This is a genomic window from Rathayibacter sp. VKM Ac-2805 (genome assembly GCF_009834265.1).
Lineage (GTDB): Bacteria > Actinomycetota > Actinomycetes > Actinomycetales > Microbacteriaceae > Rathayibacter.
Genome location: NZ_CP047185.1, coordinates 3,548,482 through 3,566,459, shown reverse-complemented (window position 1 = coordinate 3,566,459; position 17,978 = coordinate 3,548,482). Strand labels below are relative to the sequence as shown.

Sequence of the window (17,978 nt, the reverse complement as noted above, 5' to 3'; positions counted from 1 at the left end):
ACGCAGGAGTCGTCGTTCCGGAGCTCGAGTGCGACGACGTCCGCGTTCTCGCGGAGGAGGGGGCGTCAGCCGGAGGACTCCCGCGGCACGAGGCGGACGGGCATGGCCTGCACGCCCGCGGTCGGACGTCCGTGGATCGCGTTCGAGAGCTCCTCCGCGGCGGCGCGGCCGAGTGTGTCGAGCATCATGTCGATGCTCGAGAGCGGCGGGCGGGCGGCCTCGACGAGGAGGTCCCAGTTGTCGAAGCCGACGACGGCCACGTCCTGCGGCACCCGCCGGCCGGTCTCGCGCAGGTGGTCGAGCGTGCCGCGGGCGATCTGGTCGCTCGCGCAGATGATCGCGTCGAGGTCCGGATGCGCGCGCAGCAGCGTCTCGGCGCACTGGCGGCCCCAGCTCTCGGACCACTGCCCGAAGAGGACGCCGCCGCCGACCAGCGGCAGCCCCGCCTCCGTCAGCGCCTGCTCGACGCCCCGGGCACGGTCGTGCGCGGCGGTGTAGCTCGGCTCGCCGTTGACGAGGGCGATCCTCGTCCGTCCGCGCTCGATCAGGTGGCGGGCGGCGAGGACGCCGGCCTGCACGTTGTCGGGCGTGAAGGAGGAGTCGCGCGGATCCTCCGAGGGCGCGTAGGCGTAGACGACCGGCACCGGGATGGTGCGGGTGATCGAGGGGCGCGGGTTCGTCGTCCGGCCGAGCACCACGATCCCGTCGACGCGCTTGGCGAGCAGGTTCTTGATGTGGTGCTGCTCGCGGATCGAGTCGCCGCGGGCGTCGCAGAGGAGCACCGACGTCGATCCTGCGCCGAACGCGTCCTCGGCGCCGAGCAGCACGGGGAGCACGAAGCGGTTGTCGAGATCGTTGGTGAGCATCCCGATGGTGCCCGTGCGCCGGGAGTTCAGGGCCTGCGCGAACGGGTTCGGGGTGAAGGAGAGGGCCTCGGCGGCGTCCAGCACGCGCTGGCGGGTCTCGGCGCGCACCTGGTCGCGGCCGTTGAGCGCCTTGGAGGCGGTGGCGATCGAGACGCCGGCGGCGGCCGCCACGTCGGTGAGCGTGATGGTGCCGGTGGGCTTGCGTGGTGGCACCGCGCCTCCGTTCCGGGCCCGGCGGGCCGCCGCGTCGATCCTCGCACGACTCCGGCGAAAAACCGAAAAGACCGAAAAGGTCGCATCTCTTGACGCGCTGACCGCCCCTGCCTAGGTTTACCCGACAGAAAGTAGTTTCGGCCCGGCGTAGACGATCGGGACGACTGCCGAGGAATCCGTCAACGACGAAGGGATCATCCGTGAAGACGAGGAAGCACGCTCGGGGCCTCGCCGCCGCCGTCCTGCTGGGAACGGCCGCGGCCGCACTGACCGGCTGCGCGAGCGGCTCCGGGGGAGACTCCGGCTCCGCAGCGGGAGGCAGCTACACGTTCTGGGACCCGTACCCCCAGTTCGACGAGTCGTCCGACTGGGCGAAGCTCATCGACTCCTGCGGGACCGAGGCCGGCGTCACCGTCGAGCGCACCGGCTACGACACCACCGACCTGACCAACAAGGCGCTGCTCGCCGGTCAGCAGGGCAACTCGCCCGACCTCCTGCTCGTCGACAACCCCGTGGTCTCGACGCTCGCGGAGTCGGGCATCCTGACCACGACCGCCGAGTCCGGGCTCTCCACCGAGGGGATCGACGCGAACATCCTCGCGGCCGGCCAGACCGGCAGCGACACCTTCGGCGTGCCGATCGGCGCCAACACGCTCGCGCTGTACTACAACAAGGCCGTGCTCGAGAAGGCCGGCGTGGACGCCGCCTCCATCACCGACTGGGCCGGGCTGACCGACGCGCTCGAGAAGGTCACCGCCTCCGGTGGCAAGGGCATCACGTTCTCCGGCATCGGCACGGAGGAGGGGACCTTCCAGTTCCTGCCGTGGTTCTGGGGCTCCGGCGCCGAGCTGACCGACCTCGACTCGCCCGCCGCGGTCGACGCCGTCTCGCTCTGGAGCGACTGGCTCGAGAAGGGCTACGCGCCCAACTCCGTGATCGGCAACACGCAGACCACGAGCTGGCAGGAGTTCGAGACCGGCGAGTACGCCTTCGGCGAGAACGGCACCTGGCAGCTGGCCAACGCGAAGGCCTCGGGCATCGACTACGGCGTCCTGACCATCCCGTCGAAGGACGGCGGAGCGGCCCCCGCACCGACCGGAGGCGAGTTCCTCACCCTCCCGGTGCAGTCGGACACGGCGCGCTACGAGACCTCGAAGCAGATCGCCGAGTGCCTGACCCCGACGGAGAGCCTGGTCACGACCGACAACACGCTCTCGTACATCGCGCCGACGGCCGAGGCGCAGCAGGAGCAGGTCGCCGGCAACGCCGACCTCGAGCCGTGGGTCACCGCTGTGCAGGCCGCGAAGGGCCGCACCTCGGACGACCTCGGCACGAAGTACCCGAAGATCTCGGAGCAGCTGTGGGGCGCGGTGCAGACCGTGCTCAGCGGCTCGCAGTCTCCCGAGGACGCCCTGAAGGCCGCCCAGTCGGCCGCCGAATCCGCCACGAAGTAGGACGACCGGGGGCTCCCGCTCCCCGAACGAGGTCCCCCCGGCCGGTGCTCCGCGCACCGGCCGGGGGGACGGGAGAGACCATGACCACTGCCACCGAGACCGCCCGCCTCCTGCGGCGCGGCACCGAGCCGCCGGCCCCGCCCGCCCCGGCCGCCGAGAGCCGTCGGCGCCGCTGGCGACCCGAAGGCGGCCGCCTGGTCGCGTGGGCGTTCCTCGCCCCGCTCGTCGCCTACCTGCTCGTCTTCTACGCGTTCCCGCTCTACCGCAACCTCGAGCTGAGCCTGAAGGACTACACGGTCCGCTCGTTCGTGCAGGGGAACGCGCCCTTCGTCTGGTTCGACAACTACGTCCAGGTGTTCCAGGACGCGACCTTCGGCCCGGCGCTGCTGCACACGGCGGTCTTCACCGGCGTCTCGCTCCTCTTCCAGTTCACGCTGGGGCTGGCGCTCGCCGTGTTCTTCTACCGCCGCTTCCCGCTGGCGAGCACGCTCCGGGCGCTGTTCCTGGTGCCGTGGCTCCTGCCGCTGATCGTCTCGGCGTCGACCTGGTCGTGGATGCTCAACAGCGACTCCGGCATCGTGAACGCTTTCCTGGAGTCGTTCGGGATCGGCCAGATCAACTGGCTCACTTCGCCGACCACCTCGCTGATCGCGGTCCTGATCGCGAACATCTGGATCGGCATCCCGTTCAACCTGGTGATCCTCTACTCCGGCCTGCAGAACATCTCGCAGGACCTCTACGAGGCGGCCTCGCTCGACGGCGCGACCGGCGCCCAGCAGTTCTGGCGGATCACGCTGCCGCTGCTGCGGCCGGTGTCGGCGATCACGATCCTGCTCGGCCTCGTCTACACGCTGAAGGTGTTCGACATCATCTGGATCATGACGAAGGGCGGCCCCGCCGACTCCTCGACCACGCTCGCCACCTGGACGTACCAGCTCGGCTTCGGCTCGATGCTGCCCGACTTCGGACCGGCCGCGGCCGTCGGCAACCTGCTGATCATCCTGGCCCTCGTCTTCGGCCTCGTGTACATCCGGGTCCAGCGGAAGCAGGCCGACTCGTGACCGCCCGCCGCCCCTGGTACCTGACGGTGGTCGGGATCGCCCTCACGGCGGTCATGCTGTTCCCCGTCTACTGGATGATCAACGTCTCCCTCACTCCGACCGGCTCGATGCGGAAGGATCCGCCGGACTGGTTCCCGTTCTCGCCCACGTTCACCGGCTACCAGGCGGTGCTGAGCGAGCAGCTGCCCTATCTGGGCACCAGTCTCGTCGTCGGCCTCGGCACGGTGCTGCTGACCGTGGCGATCGCCGCTCCCGCCGCCTACTCGCTGGCGAAGCTGCGGCCCCGCGGCGGGCAGGCCCTCTCGTTCGTGCTGCTGATCGCGCAGATGATCCCGGCGATCATCATGGCGATGGGCTTCTACGCCATCTACCTCAACCTGGGGCTGCTCAACTCGATCCCGGGCCTGATCGTGGCCGACTCCACCATCGCGGTGCCGTTCGGCGTGCTGATCTTCACGGCCTTCATGTCGGGGATCCCCGACGAGCTCACCCAGGCCGCCCGGATGGACGGAGCGAGCGCCTGGCGCACCTTCACCTCGGTGATCATGCCGATCAGCCGCAACTCCGTGGTCACCGTCTCGCTGTTCGCGTTCCTCTGGGCCTGGTCGGACTTCATCTTCGCCTCGACGCTCGACAGCGGCGGGAAGCTCCAGCCGATCACCCTCGGCATCTACAAGTACATCGGCAACAACAACCAGGAGTGGAACTCGATCATGGCGACCGCCGTGGTCGCCTCGCTCCCGGCCGCCGTCCTCCTCGTCGTCGCGCAGCGGTACGTCTCGGCGGGAGTCACCGCCGGCGCCGTCAAGGACTGACCCGTCCCTCCAAGGAGACACCGTGACCCTCACCGCCCCCACCGCCACCGCCCTCGGCGGCCCGGTCGCCCCCTCGCGGAGCGTGCTCCGGCCGCTCCGTCAGGACGAGATCCGCCTCACCGGCGGCTTCTGGAAGCACTACCAGGACCTCAACTCCTCCGCCGTCATCGAGCACTGCCGCTCGTGGATCGAGCGCGTCGGCTGGGCCGGCAACTTCGACCGCGCGGCCGACGGCTCGATCTCGTCCGCCGAGGGCGGCGACGCGCACGCGGGCATCGAGTTCGTCGACTCGGAGGTCTACAAGCTCCTCGAGGCCATGGCCTGGGAGCTCGGCCGGAGCGACGACGCCGAGCTGCAGGAGCGGTACGACGACCTCGTCGCGCGGGTCGCCTCCGCCCAGGACCCGGACGGGTACCTGCACACGAGCTTCGGCCGGCCCGGCCAGCGCGCGCGCTACTCCGACCTGGAGTGGGGCCACGAGCTGTACAGCTTCGGGCACCTGATCCAGGCCGCCGTGGCGCGGCTGCGCACCGGGCACGACGACCTCCTGCCGCAGGTCGCCCGGCGCCTCGCCGACCACGTGCACCGCGAGTTCGGGCCCGAGGGGAGGGTCGCCGTGTGCGGCCACCCCGAGATCGAGCCGGCGCTCGCCGAGCTGGCGCGGGCGACGGGGGAGGAGCGCTACCTCGAGCTGGCCCGCCTGTTCGTGGAGCGGCGCGGGACGGGGACGCTGAAGCCGATCGCGTTCGGCGCCGAGTACTTCCAGGACGACGTGCCCGTGCGCGACGCGGAGGTGCTGCGCGGCCACGCGGTGCGGGCGCTCTACCTCGCCTCCGGGGCTCTCGATGTCGCGGTCGAGACCGGCGACGCCGAGCTGGAGGAGGCGGTCCGCCGCCAGTGGGAGGCGACCGTCGAGCGGCGCACCTACGTCACGGGCGGGATGGGCTCGCACCACCAGGACGAGGCGTTCGGCGCCGACTACGAGCTGCCGCCGGATCGCGCCTATGCCGAGACCTGCGCGGCGATCGGCTCCACGATGCTCAGCTGGCGGCTCCTGCTCGGCTCGAACGAGCACCGCTACGCGGACCTGATGGAGCGGACGCTGCTGAACGCGGTGCTCCCCGCCACCCGCGAGGACGGCCGCGCCTTCTTCTACACGAACACGCTGCAGCAGCGCGTCGACGGAGTGGCGCCGGACGAGTCGCGCGAGACCGACCGCGCGCAGTCCAGCCTCCGCGCGCCGTGGTTCTGGGTCTCGTGCTGCCCGACCAACACCGCCCGCACCCTCGCGAGCGTCGAGCTCGGCTTCGCGACCGCCACCGACGACGGGGTGCAACTCCACCAGTACGGCGCGTACGAGGTGCGCACCGGAGCCGTCGCGCTGCGCGTCGAGACGGAGTACCCGGCCGACGGCGAGATCGTCGTGCGGATCCTCGAGGACGCGGAGTTCGCGCTGACGCTGCGGGTCCCGCCGTTCGCGCGGGGCTCGGCGCTGCTCGACGGCGAGCCGGTCTCGACGCCGACCGTCACCGTCCGCCGGGCGTTCTCCGCCGGCGACACCGTGCGGCTCTCGCTGCCGATGACGGCCCGCTTCGTCGCCCCGCACCCCCGGATCGACGCGGTGCGCGGCCAGGTCGCCCTCGAGCGCGGGCCGTTCGTGCTGGCGATCGAGTCGCTCGACCTGCCCGAGGGCCTGGACACCGAGCACATCGCGGTCGACGCGTCGGTGCCGCCCGTCGTGACGGCGGAGGGAGCGCGCGTGTCCCTCGTGGCGCGCGAGGCGGCTCCCGGCTGGCCCTACGGCTCCGTACCTGTGGAGGAGGGGCGCCGCTTCGAGGCGGAGTTCCGGCCGTATCATCGCTGGGCGAACCGCGGACCGTCGACGATGCGGATCTGGACGCCGACGGCCTGACGGGCACCGCTCGCGAGAACGCAGGAGTCGTCGCACTCGAGCGCGAGTGCGACGACTCCTGCGTAGTGGCTACCGTTGCGGCGCCTCGCTCAGATCCAGCCGCGCTCGCGGGCCTCGATGACCGCGCGCTGGCGGGTGTCGACGTCGAGCTTGCGGAGGATCGACGAGACGTGGTTGCGGACGGTGCCGGAGGAGAGGTGCAGAGCCGCGCCGATCTCGCCGATCGTCTCGCCGCGGGAGCCGGCGCTGAGCACGTCGAGCTCCCGGTCGGTCAGCGGGCTGCGCGTGTTCGCCAGGGCGTCGGCGGCGATCTCCGGATCGACGTAGCGGCGTCCGCTCGCGACCTTGCGGATCACCTCGGCGACGTCCTCGACCCGGCGCGACTTCGGCAGGAAGCCGCTGACGCCCGCTCCGAGCGCTCGCCGCAGGACCCCCGGCCGCGCGTGCCGGGTGACGACCACGACGCGCGTCGCCGAGACCCGGCGCAGCCGCTCCGCCGCCTCGATCCCGTCGAGCCCGGGCATCTCGACGTCGAACAGGCACACGTCGGGCTGCAGGCGCAGCGCCTCCGCGACCGCCTGCTCGCCGTCGCGGCACTCGCCCACGATCTCGAGGTCCTCCTCGAGGCGGAGGAGCGCGGCCAGCGCCGTGCGGATCATGTCCTCGTCGTCGGCGATCAGCACCCGGATCACGAGTCGCTCCCCACCGGCAGGCGCGCGTCCAGCTCGAAGGAGCGGCGGACCGCCCCGGCGCGCAGCGTCCCGCCCGCGCGCTCGACCCGCTCCGCCATGCCGAGGACGCCCGAGCCGGTCCCGTCCGCCTCCTCCGCGTCCGGTGCCAGGTCGTTCACCGCCTCGAACCGCCACTCGTCCCGCTCCCGCGCGAGCCGCAGCCGCGCGCTGGAGCCGCCGCCGTGCTTGAGGATGTTGGTCGTCGTCTCGCGGACCACCGGCCCGAGCGTCTCCGCCGGCGCGTGGGACGCCGCCGGGTCGACCTCGAGCTCGACGCGGAGCCCGGCCGAGCGGAGCAGGTCGGCGGCATTGGCCAGCTCGTCGACGAGCGGGACGCTGCGGAAGCGCGTCGCCAGCTCGCGGGTGCCGGTGCGGGCACCGTCGACCGAGCGCTGGGCGGCGCGCAGCTGCTCGAGCGCGGCGTCCGGGTCGCTGCCGAGGAGGCGCTCGGCGAGCTCGAGCTGCAGCGCGATCACCTGGAGGTGGTGGCCCTGGAGGTCGTGCACGTCGCCGGCGAGCAGCAGGCGCTCCTGGGCCGCGGCGAGCCGGCCCTCGGCGGCGCGCGCCCGGTCGAGCTCGCGGACGATGTCCCACCACCACAGCGCGCTGACGACCGTCAGGGGCAGCAGCGTCGCGAACAGCAGGAGGGTCGAGAGCGCGGCCGACGTGTCCGGCGCCGCGCGCGTCTGCTCGAGCACCGCCGCGACCGCGAGGACGATCGTGCAGAGCACCATCACCCGGAGCCGCACCCCGCTCTGCCAGGGCAGCACGGCGACCAGGGTCGCGGCGAGCGAGAGTCCGAGCGCGAGGCTCCCGGCGGCCGTGCCGGTGAGCGCCGCGGCCGCCACTCCGAGGCAGAAGACCAGGGTCGGCGCAGCCCGGAGGCGCACCGGGCCCTCGCGGTCGGCGCGCCGGTACGCGAGCGCGGTCGGCGAGAACACCGCGACCCAGGCGGCCGCGCCCAGGAAGTAGGCGCCCTTCCGCCACTCCTCGGCCTCGGCGCTCAGCACCGCCACGGACCAGACGGCCAGGACGATCACCACGAAGGAGGCGGCCGACGCGAGCGTGTACCACCAGGTCACGGCGACGCCGCGGCCCGCGCGCACGGGCGGATCCGCCTCGGTCGAGTTCACCATGCGGCCCAGGCTACGACCATGACACTTGTCACCCCTCGGGCCGTCGATCCTCCCGGGACGCGGTGACCCGGCGGCACTGCCGCAGCGGGCGCGGACACGGTCGGATGGAGGAGTCCCGAGAGCCGGGGCCACGTACCGGAAGGCACGACCATGACGATCATCAGCGACGCGATCCTCGGATTCCAGGACCTGATCGGCCGCGTTCCCGAGCTCGTGCAGCCCCTCGTCGTCGCCGCGGCCGGGGCCGTCCCCTTCATCGAGGGCGAGGGAGCGGCGAGCATCGGGATCATCGGCGGCATCCACCCGGTCGTCGCCGGGCTTGCGGGGGCGATCGGCAACTTCGTCTGCGTGGCGCTGCTCGTGCTGCTGGGCACCGGCGTCCGCTCGGCGATCACGGGCCGCTCGGAGGCGAAGCGGACGACTCCGCGGCGCGAGAAGTTCCAGCGGGCCTTCACCCGCTACGGCGTCCCGGGCGTGAGCCTGCTGGGGCCGCTGCTGCTCCCGACGCACTTCACCGCGGTGATGCTGGCGGGCGCCGGAGTCGGCCGCGGGCGGATCCTGCTCTGGCAGGGCGTCGCGATCGCACTGTGGACGACGGTGCTGACGGTGATCGTCGGGCTCGCGGTCTCGGGCGCGACGCGGGCGGGCTGAGCGGGCCGGGCACGGTCCGGAAGCGTGCGACCCCGGTGGCGCAGAGGCGTCCGCGCCATCGGTCAGTGCCGGATGCGCCGTCCCGGTCCGCCGTCCGGGTCCGCCGGGCCGGCGGACTGCAGGTGGGTGTGCAGGCGGATGAGGGTGTCGCGCAGCCGGGTCTTGACGGTGCCGAGCGGGATCGACAGCTCCTCCGCGATCTCGGAGTGGCTGTACCCGCGGACGTAGGCGAGGTAGAGGACGTCGTGGTGGATCGCGGCGAGCTGCCGGATCGCGCCGGCCGCGGGCGCCAGGGCCAGCCGGACGTCCGAGCGCTCCCACTCGTGATCGCGAGGCCGGTCGAGGACCGTGTACTGCAGCTCCCGGCGCCGCGCCGACCGGTCCGCCCGGGCGCGGTCCACGGCACGGCGGTGCGCGACCTGGGCCAGGAAGGCGAGCACGGGACGTCCCGGGTCGAGCGAGCGCGCGGTGCGCCAGAGCTCGAGGTAGACCTCCTGCGCGACCTCCTCGGCGGCGGCGCGGTCGTCGAGCACGGCGTCCGCGACGGAGACGACCCGGCCCGCGGTGAGCGAGTAGAGCTGCCGGAAGGCGGTCCGGTCGCCCGCGCAGACCCGCAGCAGCAGGGCCGCTGACCGCGCAGGGCTGTCCCCGGGCTCACGCCGCTTGCCCGTCATCGTCGACACAGGGCTCAGCCTGGCACCGCGGACGCGCTCCTCCCGAGGTCGCCCCCTGTGAGGTGGCCCCCGTTAGAGGCTCACTTTCACAGGAGTCCGCCGATGCGCGCCGCACGCCCGCCGATGCGCGGCCCCGGTCGCGCACGGGGCCCGTGCGGCGGCGTCGACGGACTGGGCCGCCCGCCCGTCAGACGGCGACGCGCGCGTTCGACTGCGCGAGGAGCGCGACCGAGCGCAGGCGCGCCTCCGTCTGCAGCGACGCATGGGCGACGATGACCTCGTCGGCGTCGGCGGAGCGCGCGAAGTCGGCGGCGTAGTCGGCCACCCGGTCGCCGGTGCCGACACCGGTGTAGGTGGTCATGCTCGCGACGTGGGCGCCGATCGGGGCGCTGAGCAGGGCGTCGAGCTCCTCATCGTCGAAGGTCTGGCCGACGGGGATCTGCCCGCTCTGGCGCAGCAGCATCATCAGGCGGGCGCGCTTCATCTGCGCGAACTGCTCCTGCGCGTCCTCCTCGGTGTCGGAGGCGATGGCGTTCATCCCGGCGATCACGTAGGGCGCGTCGAGCTGCTCGGAGGGGCGGAAGCCGCGGCGGTACTCCGCGACGGCCTGGTGCAGCGCGTCCGGAGCGAAGTGCGAGGCGAACGCGTACGGCAGGCCCAGAGCGGCCGCGAGCTGCGCGCCGAAGAGCGAGGAGCCGAGGATGTAGAGGGGGACGCGGGTGCCGGCGCCCGGCGTCGCGCTCACTCCGGGGATGCGGGACTCGCCGGCGAGGAACGCCTGCAGCTCCAGCACGTCCTGCGGGAAGCGCTCGGAGGAGTCGGGGTCGCGGCGGAGCGCGCGGAAGGTCGCCTGGTCGCTGCCGGGGGCGCGGCCGAGTCCGAGGTCGATCCGGCCCGGGTGCAGCGTCTCGAGGGTGCCGAACTGCTCGGCGATGGTGAGCGGGGAGTGGTTCGGCAGCATGACGCCGCCGGAGCCGAGGCGGATCGTGGAGGTCTGCGAGGCGACGTGCGCGATGAGCACCGAGGTCGCGCTGGAGGCGATGCTCGCCATGTTGTGGTGCTCGGCGTACCAGACGCGGCGGTAGCCGTTCCGCTCGGCCTCCTGGGCCAGGGCGACGGAGGCGGCGAAGCTGTCGCGAGCGGTCTCACCGGGGGCGATGGGGGCGAGGTCGAGGATGGAGAGGGGAACGCTCATGGTGAGGGCAACGCCCGCGACGGCTCCGGTGTTCCCGTCGCGGGCGCCTTCCTCACGCCTCGGGGATGTCGCGGCCGTACGCCTCCAGCGTCACGGCCTCGGGCTCCGGTCCGCCGCGCACGCCGGCCTCGAGGGCGTCGATGCGGGCGAGCTCCGAGCCGGAGAGCGCGAAGTCGAACACGTCGATGTTCTCGGCGATGCGCTCGGGGCGGGTCGACTTCGGGATGACCTGGCGGCCCTCCTGCAGGTGCCAGCGGAGCATCACCTGCGCGGCCGTCTTCCCGTACTTGGCGCCGAGCTCGAGGAGCACCGGGTCGTCGAAGCTGCGGCGCGGGGAGTCGCGGTAGGCGGTGATGCCGCCGATCGGCGACCAGGCCTGGGTGAGGATGTCGTTCTCGCAGCCGAAGCGCTCGACCCGCCGCTGCTGGAAGTACGGGTGCACCTCGAGCTGGTTCACCGCGGGGACGACGTCGGTCTCGGCGAGCAGGCGGGTGAGGTGCTCGACCATGAAGTTGCTCACGCCGATCGCCCGCACCCTCCCGTCGGCGAGCAGCCGCTCGAGCGCCCGGTAGGCGTCGAGGGTGCGGTCGAAGGCCTCGGGCAGGGCCTGGTGCAGGATCAGCAGGTCGATCCGCTCGACGCCGAGCTTGCCCGCGCTCTTGTCGAAGGCGTGCAGCGTCTCGTCGTAGCCGTAGTCGCTGATCCACACCTTCGTCTCGAGGAAGACGTCGTCGCGGCCGGCGATCGCCTCGCCCACCTCGCGCTCGTTGCCGTAGGCCGCCGCCGTGTCGATGTGCCGGTACCCCGCGTCGAGCGCGGCGGCGACGGCGGCGCGGGTCTCGTCGGGCGGAGTCTGGAAGACGCCGAGTCCGAGGGCGGGGATCTCGACACCGTTGTGGAGAGTGAACGTGTTCATGAGCCCACGCTACGTCCGCAGACGCCGAGTCGCCCGAGAAGCCGCGCGCGACTCCTCAGGCGACCCCGTCGCTCCGGCCCTGTTCAGCCGTCGATCGGCAGCAGGATCCCCTTCACCGTCTCGTCCGTGGCGAGGAACTCCTGCACGGCCGGGTCCTGGAAGGCCTGGACGAGCTTCCTCACGTTCTCGGTGTCGCGGTACTTCGAGCCGATGGTGAGCTGCCCGGCGAAGTCGTCGGGGGCCTGCGGGGCGAAGATCTGCTGCTCGATCGGGATGCCGGCGGCGAGGTAGTACTCGGTGTAGCCGACGGCCGCGTCGAGGTCCGGCAGCGCGCGCGACTGGGCGGCGAAGTCGAGCAGCGTGAACTGCAGGTTCTTCGGGTTCTCGGCGATGTCGTCCTGGGTCGCGGTGCCCGGCTCCGTGCCCGGCTTCAGCGTGATCAGGCCGGCGTTCTGCAGCAGCCAGAGGCCCTGCGCCTCGTTGGCGGGGTCGGAGTAGAGCGAGACCGTGCCGCCGTCAGGGATCTGGGAGACGTCGGAGTACTTGTCGCTCCAGAGCCCGAAGCCCCAGCGGAAGACGGGGGTGGCCGCCTCCTCCTCGAAGTCGGGGTTGGCCTCGAGCACCTGTCCCAGCCAGAGTTTGTGCTGGTAGACCGTGGCCGCGACCTCGCCCTCGCTCACCGCGCGGTTGATGGTGTTGCTGTCCGAGAGCCCCTTGAAGGCGACGGTGATGCCGTAGCGCGGCGCCACCTCCTTCGCGACGAAGTCGACCAGGGCCTGCTCGGAGGCGTTGCCCTCGGCGGTCGCGACATAGAGCGTCGCTCCCTCCTGCTCGTTGGCCGAGACGGCGGGGGAGAGGAGCGGGACGGCGATCGCGGAGGCGACGCCGACCACGACGACGGCCGCTCCGGCGATCCAGGGCCAGCGGCGCTTCTTCGTGAGATCGAATCCGAGGTCGTCGGGAGTGGACATGGCGGTGCCTTTCGAAGAGGGGGTGCGCGGCCGCGCGGGAGGGGCGCCCGAGGGCGCAGGAGGAGGAGTGGTGGTTCTAGACGGCGGCCGCGACCCGGGGCGCTCGCCGCGAGCGGGAGGCGCCGGGCGTGGTCGCGCGGACGAGGGCGTCGCCGGTGAGCTGCACGGTCGCGACGGTGGCGACCAGGATCACGATGGTGGCGAGCATGACGGTGGTGTCGAAGCGCTGGTAGCCGTAGGTCACCGCGACGTAGCCGATGCCGCCGGCGCCGATCGTGCCGGCGATCGCCGAGTACTCGATCATCGCGATCGTGTTGATCGTCAGGCCGCCGATGATCTGCGGCACCGCCTCGCTCAGCTGGGCGGTCCGCACCACCTGCAGCCGCGACGCTCCGGAGGCGCGGGCGACGCGGGTGAGCGAGAGCGGCACGCTGCGCAGCGCGTTCTCGACGATCCGGGTGAAGAAGGCGATCCCCGCGATCGACATCGGCACGACGGCGGCCGCGATCCCGATGTTGGTGCCGGTGATCAGGCGCGTGAACGGCATGATCGACGCCATCAGGATGAGGAACGGCAGCGAGCGGCCGACGCTGATGACGGCGCTGAGCACCTGGTGGGCGGCCCGGTTCTCGGCCAGGCCGCCCGGAGCGAGGTTGTGCACGAGAGCGCCCAGCGGCACGCCGACCAGCACCACGATCGCCATGACGATGCCGACCATGATCAGCGTCTCGCCGAGCGCCGGCAGCACCAGCGCGGGGATCTGCTCGAGCGGGACCTTGTTGTCGAGGTGGAGGATCACGCCGCCACCTCCTCGGCGAGGACGCGCACGCCGGCGGGCCGGACCGACAGGCCGAGCTCGGCCGCCGCACGGGTGAGCCGCGCCTCGTCGACCGGGCCGAGCCCGATCGTCGCGTGGCCGACCGCCTGCCCGTCCACCGTCTCGATCGCCGCGCCGAGCAGCGCGACCGGGCCGACCGCCTCCGCGAGCCGGGTGACCCAGTCGGTCGGCACTCCGGAGCGGGAGTAGCCCACCACCCATTCGCCGAGGCCCGGGCCGGGCGCGACGGCGGGGCGCACCGGGTTGAGGGCGAGGCCGAGCGGGGACGCGGGGTCGCGCAGCAGGTCGACGAGACGGCCTGACTCCACGATGCGGCCGTGGTCGAGGCGGGCGACGGAGTCGGCCACCTGGCGCACCGTCTCCATCTCGTGGGTGATGAAGAGGATCGAGAGGCCCAGGTCGTCGCGCAGCTCCTTCAGGAGCGTGGTGATCGCGGTGGTCGAGGCGGGGTCGAGGCCCGAGGTGGCCTCGTCCGAGAGCAGCACCGAGGGGCGGAGGGCGAGCGCGCGGGCGATGCCGACGCGCTGGCGCTGACCGCCGGAGAGCTGGTGCGGGTAGTAGCGGGCGCGGTCCGAGAGGCCGACGCGCTCGAGCAGCTCCGCGACGCGGCGCTTCGTCTCGGCGGCGGTGACGCCGAGGTACTCCAGCGGCAGGGCCACGTTCTGCTCTGCCGTGCGGCGGCTGAAGAGTCCGTCGGACTGGAAGACGGTGCCGATGCGGCGGCGGGCGACGCGCAGCCGCTCCTCCGAGAGCTGCGAGAGCGCCTCCCCGTTGACGACGACCGTGCCCGAGGTGGGCCGCTCCAGGAGGTTCACGCAGGCGGCGAGCGTGCTCTTGCCCGCGCCGCTCGGGCCGACGACGGCGAAGATCTCGCCGGTCGCGACCGAGAAGTCGAGGCGGTCGAGCACGGTCGCCGGACCGTACGACTTGCTGAGCTGCTCGAGCCGGATCATCGCGTTCCTTCGGACGGGTCGGGCGGCCGCGGCCTCTCCGCGTCGTCCCGGACACGATGATGGAGCACCGCGGGCCCGCCCGTCCCGGCCCGCGTCGCCCGGCGTAACCCTTCGTCGCCGGGCGTAACAGTGCGCGGGGCGGAGGGGGTCGCTCACGCCGGTCCCGCCGCTGCCGGGCGCGGCAGGGCGCTCCCGCTCAGCTCGCGGCGGCCGCCGCGCGGGGGCTCTCGGCGCTCGCCTCGCGGTCGAAGCGCTCGCGGCTGAAGACCTGGTCGGCTGTCGTCAGGGCGAGGCCGATCACGCCGGCCAGCTCGCCCAGGTCCGATGTGTGGATGGTCAGGTGCCGCGTGGCGAGCGGGTGGGTGCGCAGGTAGACGCGCTCGCGCAGGCCCGACATCAGCACCTCGCCGCAGTCGCCGAGCTGGCCCGAGATCACGATGGTCCGCGGGTTGAGGATGTTGACGAGGTCGGCGACCGCCTCGCCGAGGACGCGGCCGGCCTGGCGCACGGCCTGCGTCGCGCGCATGTCGCCGCGGAGCACGCGGGCCGTGACGTCGGCGACGTGCTTGATCGAGGGGTCGTCGGCCGAGAGGTCGCGGACGAGGGCCCAGCCGCTCGCGTACGCCTCCACGCAGCCGGCGTTGCCGCAGCGGCAGGGCAGCGGATCCGCGTCGACCGTGCCCGTGACCGCGCGGGTGTGGCCGATGTCGCCGGCCGCGCCGACGGCTCCGCGGATCGTCGCTCCGTTGAAGACGAGGCCCGAGCCGATGCCGGTGCCGAGCTTCAGGCTGATCAGGTTGTCGGAGCCGTGGTGGCGCGACTCGGCGAGGGCGCGGGCGTTCGCGTCGTTCTCGATGACGACCTGCACGCCCTTGTACGGCTCGGCGAAGTAGCCGGCGATGTCGAAGTCGTCCCAGCCGGTCATGATCGGCGGGTTGCGCACGCGCCCGGCGGCGAACTCGACCGGCCCCGGCACTCCGACGCCGATGCCGGCGACCGCGTCGCCCTGCTGCAGCCGCTCGAACGCGGCGATCACCAGCGAGAGCACGGCGTCCGGTCCCTCCCAGACGTCGACGACGCCGCTCTCGTGCCGGAGGGGGGTGCCGCGCAGGTCGCAGGCGGCGGCGACGAATCCGCTCGCTCCGATGTCGGCGGTGAGGAAGACCGTGCCGACCAGGTTCATCGCGAACATGCTCGAGGGGCGCCCGCCGGTCGACTCGCCGCCGGTGGTGGGGGCGATCAGGCCGAGCTCCACGAGGGTCGCGAGGCGCTGGTTGACGGTGGAGCGGGAGAGCCCCGTCTGCTCCATCACCGCGTTGCGCGAGACCTCGCCCTGCTCGCGGAACAGCGCGAGGACGTCGGCCACGTGCGAACCGGCCTCGCCGGTGGAGTACCCCGTCATCGCTCCCCCTCTTGTCACGGTCAGCGTACATGCCTGCCGACGGGAAACCTGAAGTTCCCCGACTTTCGTATTGCGATAACGCGAAAGCCCCGGTAGTTTTCACACACCGGCACGCAGTGGTGCCACTGATCCTCAAGGATGACGATGAACCGCACAGCACGCCGCCTCCTCCCGGTTCTCGCACCGGTCGGCGCCCTCGCACTCCTCCTCACCGGCTGCGCCTCGGGTGGCGACACGGCCGCCGGCGGCTCCGGATCGACCAAGGTCGCCGCGGTCATCAAGGGCCTCGACAACCCCTTCTTCCAGGCGATGGAGAACGGCATCGAGGACACCGCGAAGGACGACTCCGTGGACGTCTCGGTGCAGGCCGCCGCCGACATCGGCGACACCACCGGCCAGGCCGACAAGCTCACCACCGTCGCCGGCCAGGACTTCGGCTGCCTCATCGTCAACCCGATCAGCGGCACGAACCTGGTGCAGGCCCTCGCCTCCGCCACCGGCAAGACGATCGTCAACATCGACAGCCCGCTCGACCCCGACGCGGTCGAGGCCGCGAACCTCGACGTGACCACCTACATCGGCACCGACAACGAGGCCGCCGGCGGCAAGGCCGGCGACTTCCTCCTGCAGCAGCTGCCCGCCGGCTCCGAGGTCGCCGTCATCGGCGGAGTCTCGGGAGACGTCACCAGCGCCGCCCGCGTCGACGGCTTCACCGCCGCGATCGGCTCCGACCTCACCGTCGTCCAGGAGGCCGCGGCCGACTGGAAGCGCGAGGTCGCGCTGACCAAGGCGACCGACATCCTCGCCGCCAACCCCGACGTGAAGGCGTTCTTCGCCGCGAACGACGACATGGGCCTCGGCATCGTCAAGGCCGTCGAGAACGCGGGCCTCACCGGCTCCGTCCAGGTGGTCAGCGTCGACGGCAACGAGGACGCGCTGCAGTCCGTCAAGGACGGCGGCCTCACCGCCACCGTCGCCCAGTACCCCTACGCGATCGGCCAGCTCGGCGTGCAGGCGTGCGAGGCCGTCGGCGCCGGCGAGGAGATCCCCGCCGAGATCGAGTCGCCCACCGCGCTCGTGACCTCCGAGACCGCGGAGCAGGCCCTCGGCGCCTTCCCCCAGCCGTTCGAGGAGTTCGACAACCCGCTCGCCGCGCTCGTCCCCGGCAAGTAGGACCTCCCGCCCATGGCAACCCAGGAAGCGACCATGACCTCAGTCACCGCCCGACCCCCGGCCAGCGCCTCCCCGCTGCTGTCGAACCTCCGTCAGCTCAGCTTCTGGGCCGAGAACGCCGCACCGATCGGGCTGGTCGCCCTGGTGATCGTGTTCTCGATCGCGACGCCGACGTTCCTCAGCCTCGGCAACATCAAGGCGATGCTCGTCGCCGCCGCGATCCTGGTCATCCTCTCGATCGGCCAGTCCTTCGTCATCACCACCGGCGGCATCGACCTCTCGATCTCGGCGACGATGACCGTCGGAGCGGTCGGCTTCGGCATCGGCTGGAGCGCCGGCTGGGGCTTCTGGCTCTCGGCGCTCGCGGCCCTGCTCTTCGCGGGGCTGATCGGAGTGATCAACGGCTTCCTGATCGCGAAGGGCAAGGTCACCGACTTCATCGCGACACTGGGCACGCTCTCGGTGGCGACCGGCCTCGCGCTGATCGTCTCCGACGGCAAGCCGATCACGGTCGGCAGCCCCGAGCTGCTCCGCCTCACCACCGGCTCGATCGGGATCATCGGCTACCCGATCATCCTGGCCGCGGTCATCGGAGTCGTCGCCTGGGTCGTCATGTTCCGCACCCGCTTCGGCCTGCACGTGCAGGCGGTCGGCGGCAACGAGGAGAGCGCGGTCGCCAACGGCATCAAGGCCGGACGCGTGCGCATCGCGGTATACATCATCGCCGCCGTCCTCGCAGGAGTCGGCTCGCTCCTCCTCGTCGCCCGCGTCGGCGCCGCGGAGCCGGCCATCAACACGCAGTACCTGCTCAACTCCATCGCGGCCGTCGTGCTCGGCGGAGTGAGCCTCACCGGCGGCAAGGCCAAGATCGTCGGCCCGATCATCGGAGCGTTCCTCCTGACCGCGCTGACCAACGGCCTGACCCTGCTCGGCGTCTCGCAGTTCTACCAGCCCCTCGCCGTCGGCCTGGTGGTCGTGCTCGCCGCCCTCATCACCCGCTACCAGAAGAAGTGAGCC

At 72.3% G+C, this 17,978-nt stretch carries 17 protein-coding genes; 7 read left to right on the top strand and 10 right to left on the bottom strand.

All coding sequences use genetic code 11. The annotated features are described in order from the left end of the window. Positions 1 to 65 precede the first annotated feature (65 nt). Complete coding sequence (locus GSU40_RS16690) at positions 66 to 1,079, bottom strand: LacI family DNA-binding transcriptional regulator (RefSeq protein WP_104225800.1); 1,014 nt, start codon at positions 1,077 to 1,079, stop codon at positions 66 to 68. 200 nt (positions 1,080 to 1,279) lie between these two features. On the opposite strand from GSU40_RS16690, the gene GSU40_RS16685 reads away from it, so the two are divergent. The 4 genes from GSU40_RS16685 (at position 1,280) to GSU40_RS16670 (ending at position 6,321) form a co-directional block, all read left to right on the top strand. Continuing rightward, positions 1,280 to 2,533 (top strand): extracellular solute-binding protein, encoded by a 1,254-nt coding sequence (locus tag GSU40_RS16685; protein ID WP_160036008.1) that lies wholly within the window; start codon positions 1,280 to 1,282, stop codon positions 2,531 to 2,533. 80 nt (positions 2,534 to 2,613) lie between these two features. Then, entirely contained in the window at positions 2,614 to 3,594 is a 981-nt protein-coding gene (locus tag GSU40_RS16680; RefSeq protein ID WP_104225802.1) for a sugar ABC transporter permease, read from the top strand. Continuing rightward, positions 3,591 to 4,409, top strand: a complete 819-nt coding sequence (locus GSU40_RS16675; RefSeq protein WP_104222699.1) for a carbohydrate ABC transporter permease — start codon at positions 3,591 to 3,593, stop codon at positions 4,407 to 4,409. The genes GSU40_RS16680 and GSU40_RS16675 overlap by 4 nt, the downstream gene beginning before the upstream one ends. A 22-nt stretch (positions 4,410 to 4,431) precedes the next feature. Further along, entirely contained in the window at positions 4,432 to 6,321 is a 1,890-nt protein-coding gene (locus GSU40_RS16670) for a beta-L-arabinofuranosidase domain-containing protein (protein ID WP_160036006.1), read from the top strand. Positions 6,322 to 6,410: 89 nt separating this feature from the next. On the opposite strand, the gene GSU40_RS16665 is transcribed toward GSU40_RS16670, so the two are convergent. Together GSU40_RS16665 and GSU40_RS16660 are read right to left on the bottom strand one after the other, a co-directional pair. After that, positions 6,411 to 7,013: a response regulator transcription factor gene (locus GSU40_RS16665; protein WP_160036004.1), complete on the bottom strand. Its 603-nt coding sequence runs from the start codon at positions 7,011 to 7,013 to the stop codon at positions 6,411 to 6,413. Beyond that, complete coding sequence (locus tag GSU40_RS16660) at positions 7,010 to 8,188, bottom strand: histidine kinase (protein WP_160036002.1); 1,179 nt, start codon at positions 8,186 to 8,188, stop codon at positions 7,010 to 7,012. Before GSU40_RS16660 ends, GSU40_RS16665 begins: the two co-directional genes overlap by 4 nt. Before the next feature lie 150 nt (positions 8,189 to 8,338). Between GSU40_RS16660 and GSU40_RS16655 the strand changes: the two genes are divergently transcribed. After that, positions 8,339 to 8,839, top strand: a complete 501-nt coding sequence (locus GSU40_RS16655; protein ID WP_104348547.1) for a small multidrug efflux protein — start codon at positions 8,339 to 8,341, stop codon at positions 8,837 to 8,839. A gap of 62 nt (positions 8,840 to 8,901) precedes the next feature. On the opposite strand, the gene GSU40_RS16650 is transcribed toward GSU40_RS16655, so the two are convergent. The 7 genes from GSU40_RS16650 to GSU40_RS16620 form a co-directional block, all read right to left on the bottom strand. After that, the gene (locus tag GSU40_RS16650) at positions 8,902 to 9,513 is read right to left on the bottom strand and encodes a sigma-70 family RNA polymerase sigma factor (RefSeq protein ID WP_244229683.1); all 612 of its coding nucleotides are present in this window, start codon (positions 9,511 to 9,513) and stop codon (positions 8,902 to 8,904) included. Between the two features lie 187 nt (positions 9,514 to 9,700). Beyond that, positions 9,701 to 10,708, bottom strand: coding sequence for an LLM class flavin-dependent oxidoreductase (locus tag GSU40_RS16645; RefSeq protein ID WP_160036000.1), 1,008 nt, complete (start codon positions 10,706 to 10,708; stop codon positions 9,701 to 9,703). A gap of 52 nt (positions 10,709 to 10,760) precedes the next feature. Next, positions 10,761 to 11,624 (bottom strand): aldo/keto reductase, encoded by an 864-nt coding sequence (locus GSU40_RS16640; protein WP_104222706.1) that lies wholly within the window; start codon positions 11,622 to 11,624, stop codon positions 10,761 to 10,763. Between the two features lie 83 nt (positions 11,625 to 11,707). Beyond that, positions 11,708 to 12,595, bottom strand: coding sequence for a MetQ/NlpA family ABC transporter substrate-binding protein (locus GSU40_RS16635; RefSeq protein ID WP_160035998.1), 888 nt, complete (start codon positions 12,593 to 12,595; stop codon positions 11,708 to 11,710). Between the two features lie 76 nt (positions 12,596 to 12,671). Next, entirely contained in the window at positions 12,672 to 13,394 is a 723-nt protein-coding gene (locus tag GSU40_RS16630) for a methionine ABC transporter permease (protein ID WP_104222708.1), read from the bottom strand. Then, entirely contained in the window at positions 13,391 to 14,386 is a 996-nt protein-coding gene (locus GSU40_RS16625) for an ATP-binding cassette domain-containing protein (RefSeq protein ID WP_104266552.1), read from the bottom strand. Before GSU40_RS16625 ends, GSU40_RS16630 begins: the two co-directional genes overlap by 4 nt. A 196-nt stretch (positions 14,387 to 14,582) precedes the next feature. Further along, the gene (locus GSU40_RS16620) at positions 14,583 to 15,788 is read right to left on the bottom strand and encodes an ROK family transcriptional regulator (RefSeq protein WP_160035996.1); all 1,206 of its coding nucleotides are present in this window, start codon (positions 15,786 to 15,788) and stop codon (positions 14,583 to 14,585) included. Positions 15,789 to 15,932: 144 nt separating this feature from the next. Here GSU40_RS16620 and GSU40_RS16615 point away from each other — a divergent pair, with 144 nt between their 5' ends. After that, complete coding sequence (locus tag GSU40_RS16615; RefSeq protein WP_104323863.1) at positions 15,933 to 16,961, top strand: substrate-binding domain-containing protein; 1,029 nt, start codon at positions 15,933 to 15,935, stop codon at positions 16,959 to 16,961. A gap of 33 nt (positions 16,962 to 16,994) precedes the next feature. Further along, a complete protein-coding gene (locus GSU40_RS16610; protein ID WP_104225809.1) occupies positions 16,995 to 17,975 on the top strand; it encodes an ABC transporter permease in 981 nt (326 codons plus the stop codon). The last annotated feature ends 3 nt before the right edge of the window (positions 17,976 to 17,978 follow it).

Excerpts from the sequence above, each read along its gene's own strand:
- GSU40_RS16680 (WP_104225802.1), top strand. The coding sequence starts at position 2,614 with ATGACCACTGCCACCGAGACCGCCCGCCTCCTGCGGCGCGGCACCGAG.
- GSU40_RS16660 (WP_160036002.1), bottom strand. The coding sequence starts at position 8,188 with ATGGTGAACTCGACCGAGGCGGATCCGCCCGTGCGCGCGGGCCGCGGC.
- GSU40_RS16655 (WP_104348547.1), top strand. The coding sequence starts at position 8,339 with ATGACGATCATCAGCGACGCGATCCTCGGATTCCAGGACCTGATCGGC.
- GSU40_RS16650 (WP_244229683.1), bottom strand. The coding sequence starts at position 9,513 with ATGACGGGCAAGCGGCGTGAGCCCGGGGACAGCCCTGCGCGGTCAGCG.
- GSU40_RS16645 (WP_160036000.1), bottom strand. The coding sequence starts at position 10,708 with ATGAGCGTTCCCCTCTCCATCCTCGACCTCGCCCCCATCGCCCCCGGT.
- GSU40_RS16640 (WP_104222706.1), bottom strand. The coding sequence starts at position 11,624 with ATGAACACGTTCACTCTCCACAACGGTGTCGAGATCCCCGCCCTCGGA.
- GSU40_RS16635 (WP_160035998.1), bottom strand. The coding sequence starts at position 12,595 with ATGTCCACTCCCGACGACCTCGGATTCGATCTCACGAAGAAGCGCCGC.
- GSU40_RS16625 (WP_104266552.1), bottom strand. The coding sequence starts at position 14,386 with ATGATCCGGCTCGAGCAGCTCAGCAAGTCGTACGGTCCGGCGACCGTG.
- GSU40_RS16620 (WP_160035996.1), bottom strand. The coding sequence starts at position 15,788 with ATGACGGGGTACTCCACCGGCGAGGCCGGTTCGCACGTGGCCGACGTC.
- GSU40_RS16615 (WP_104323863.1), top strand. The coding sequence starts at position 15,933 with ATGAACCGCACAGCACGCCGCCTCCTCCCGGTTCTCGCACCGGTCGGC.
- GSU40_RS16610 (WP_104225809.1), top strand. The coding sequence starts at position 16,995 with ATGACCTCAGTCACCGCCCGACCCCCGGCCAGCGCCTCCCCGCTGCTG.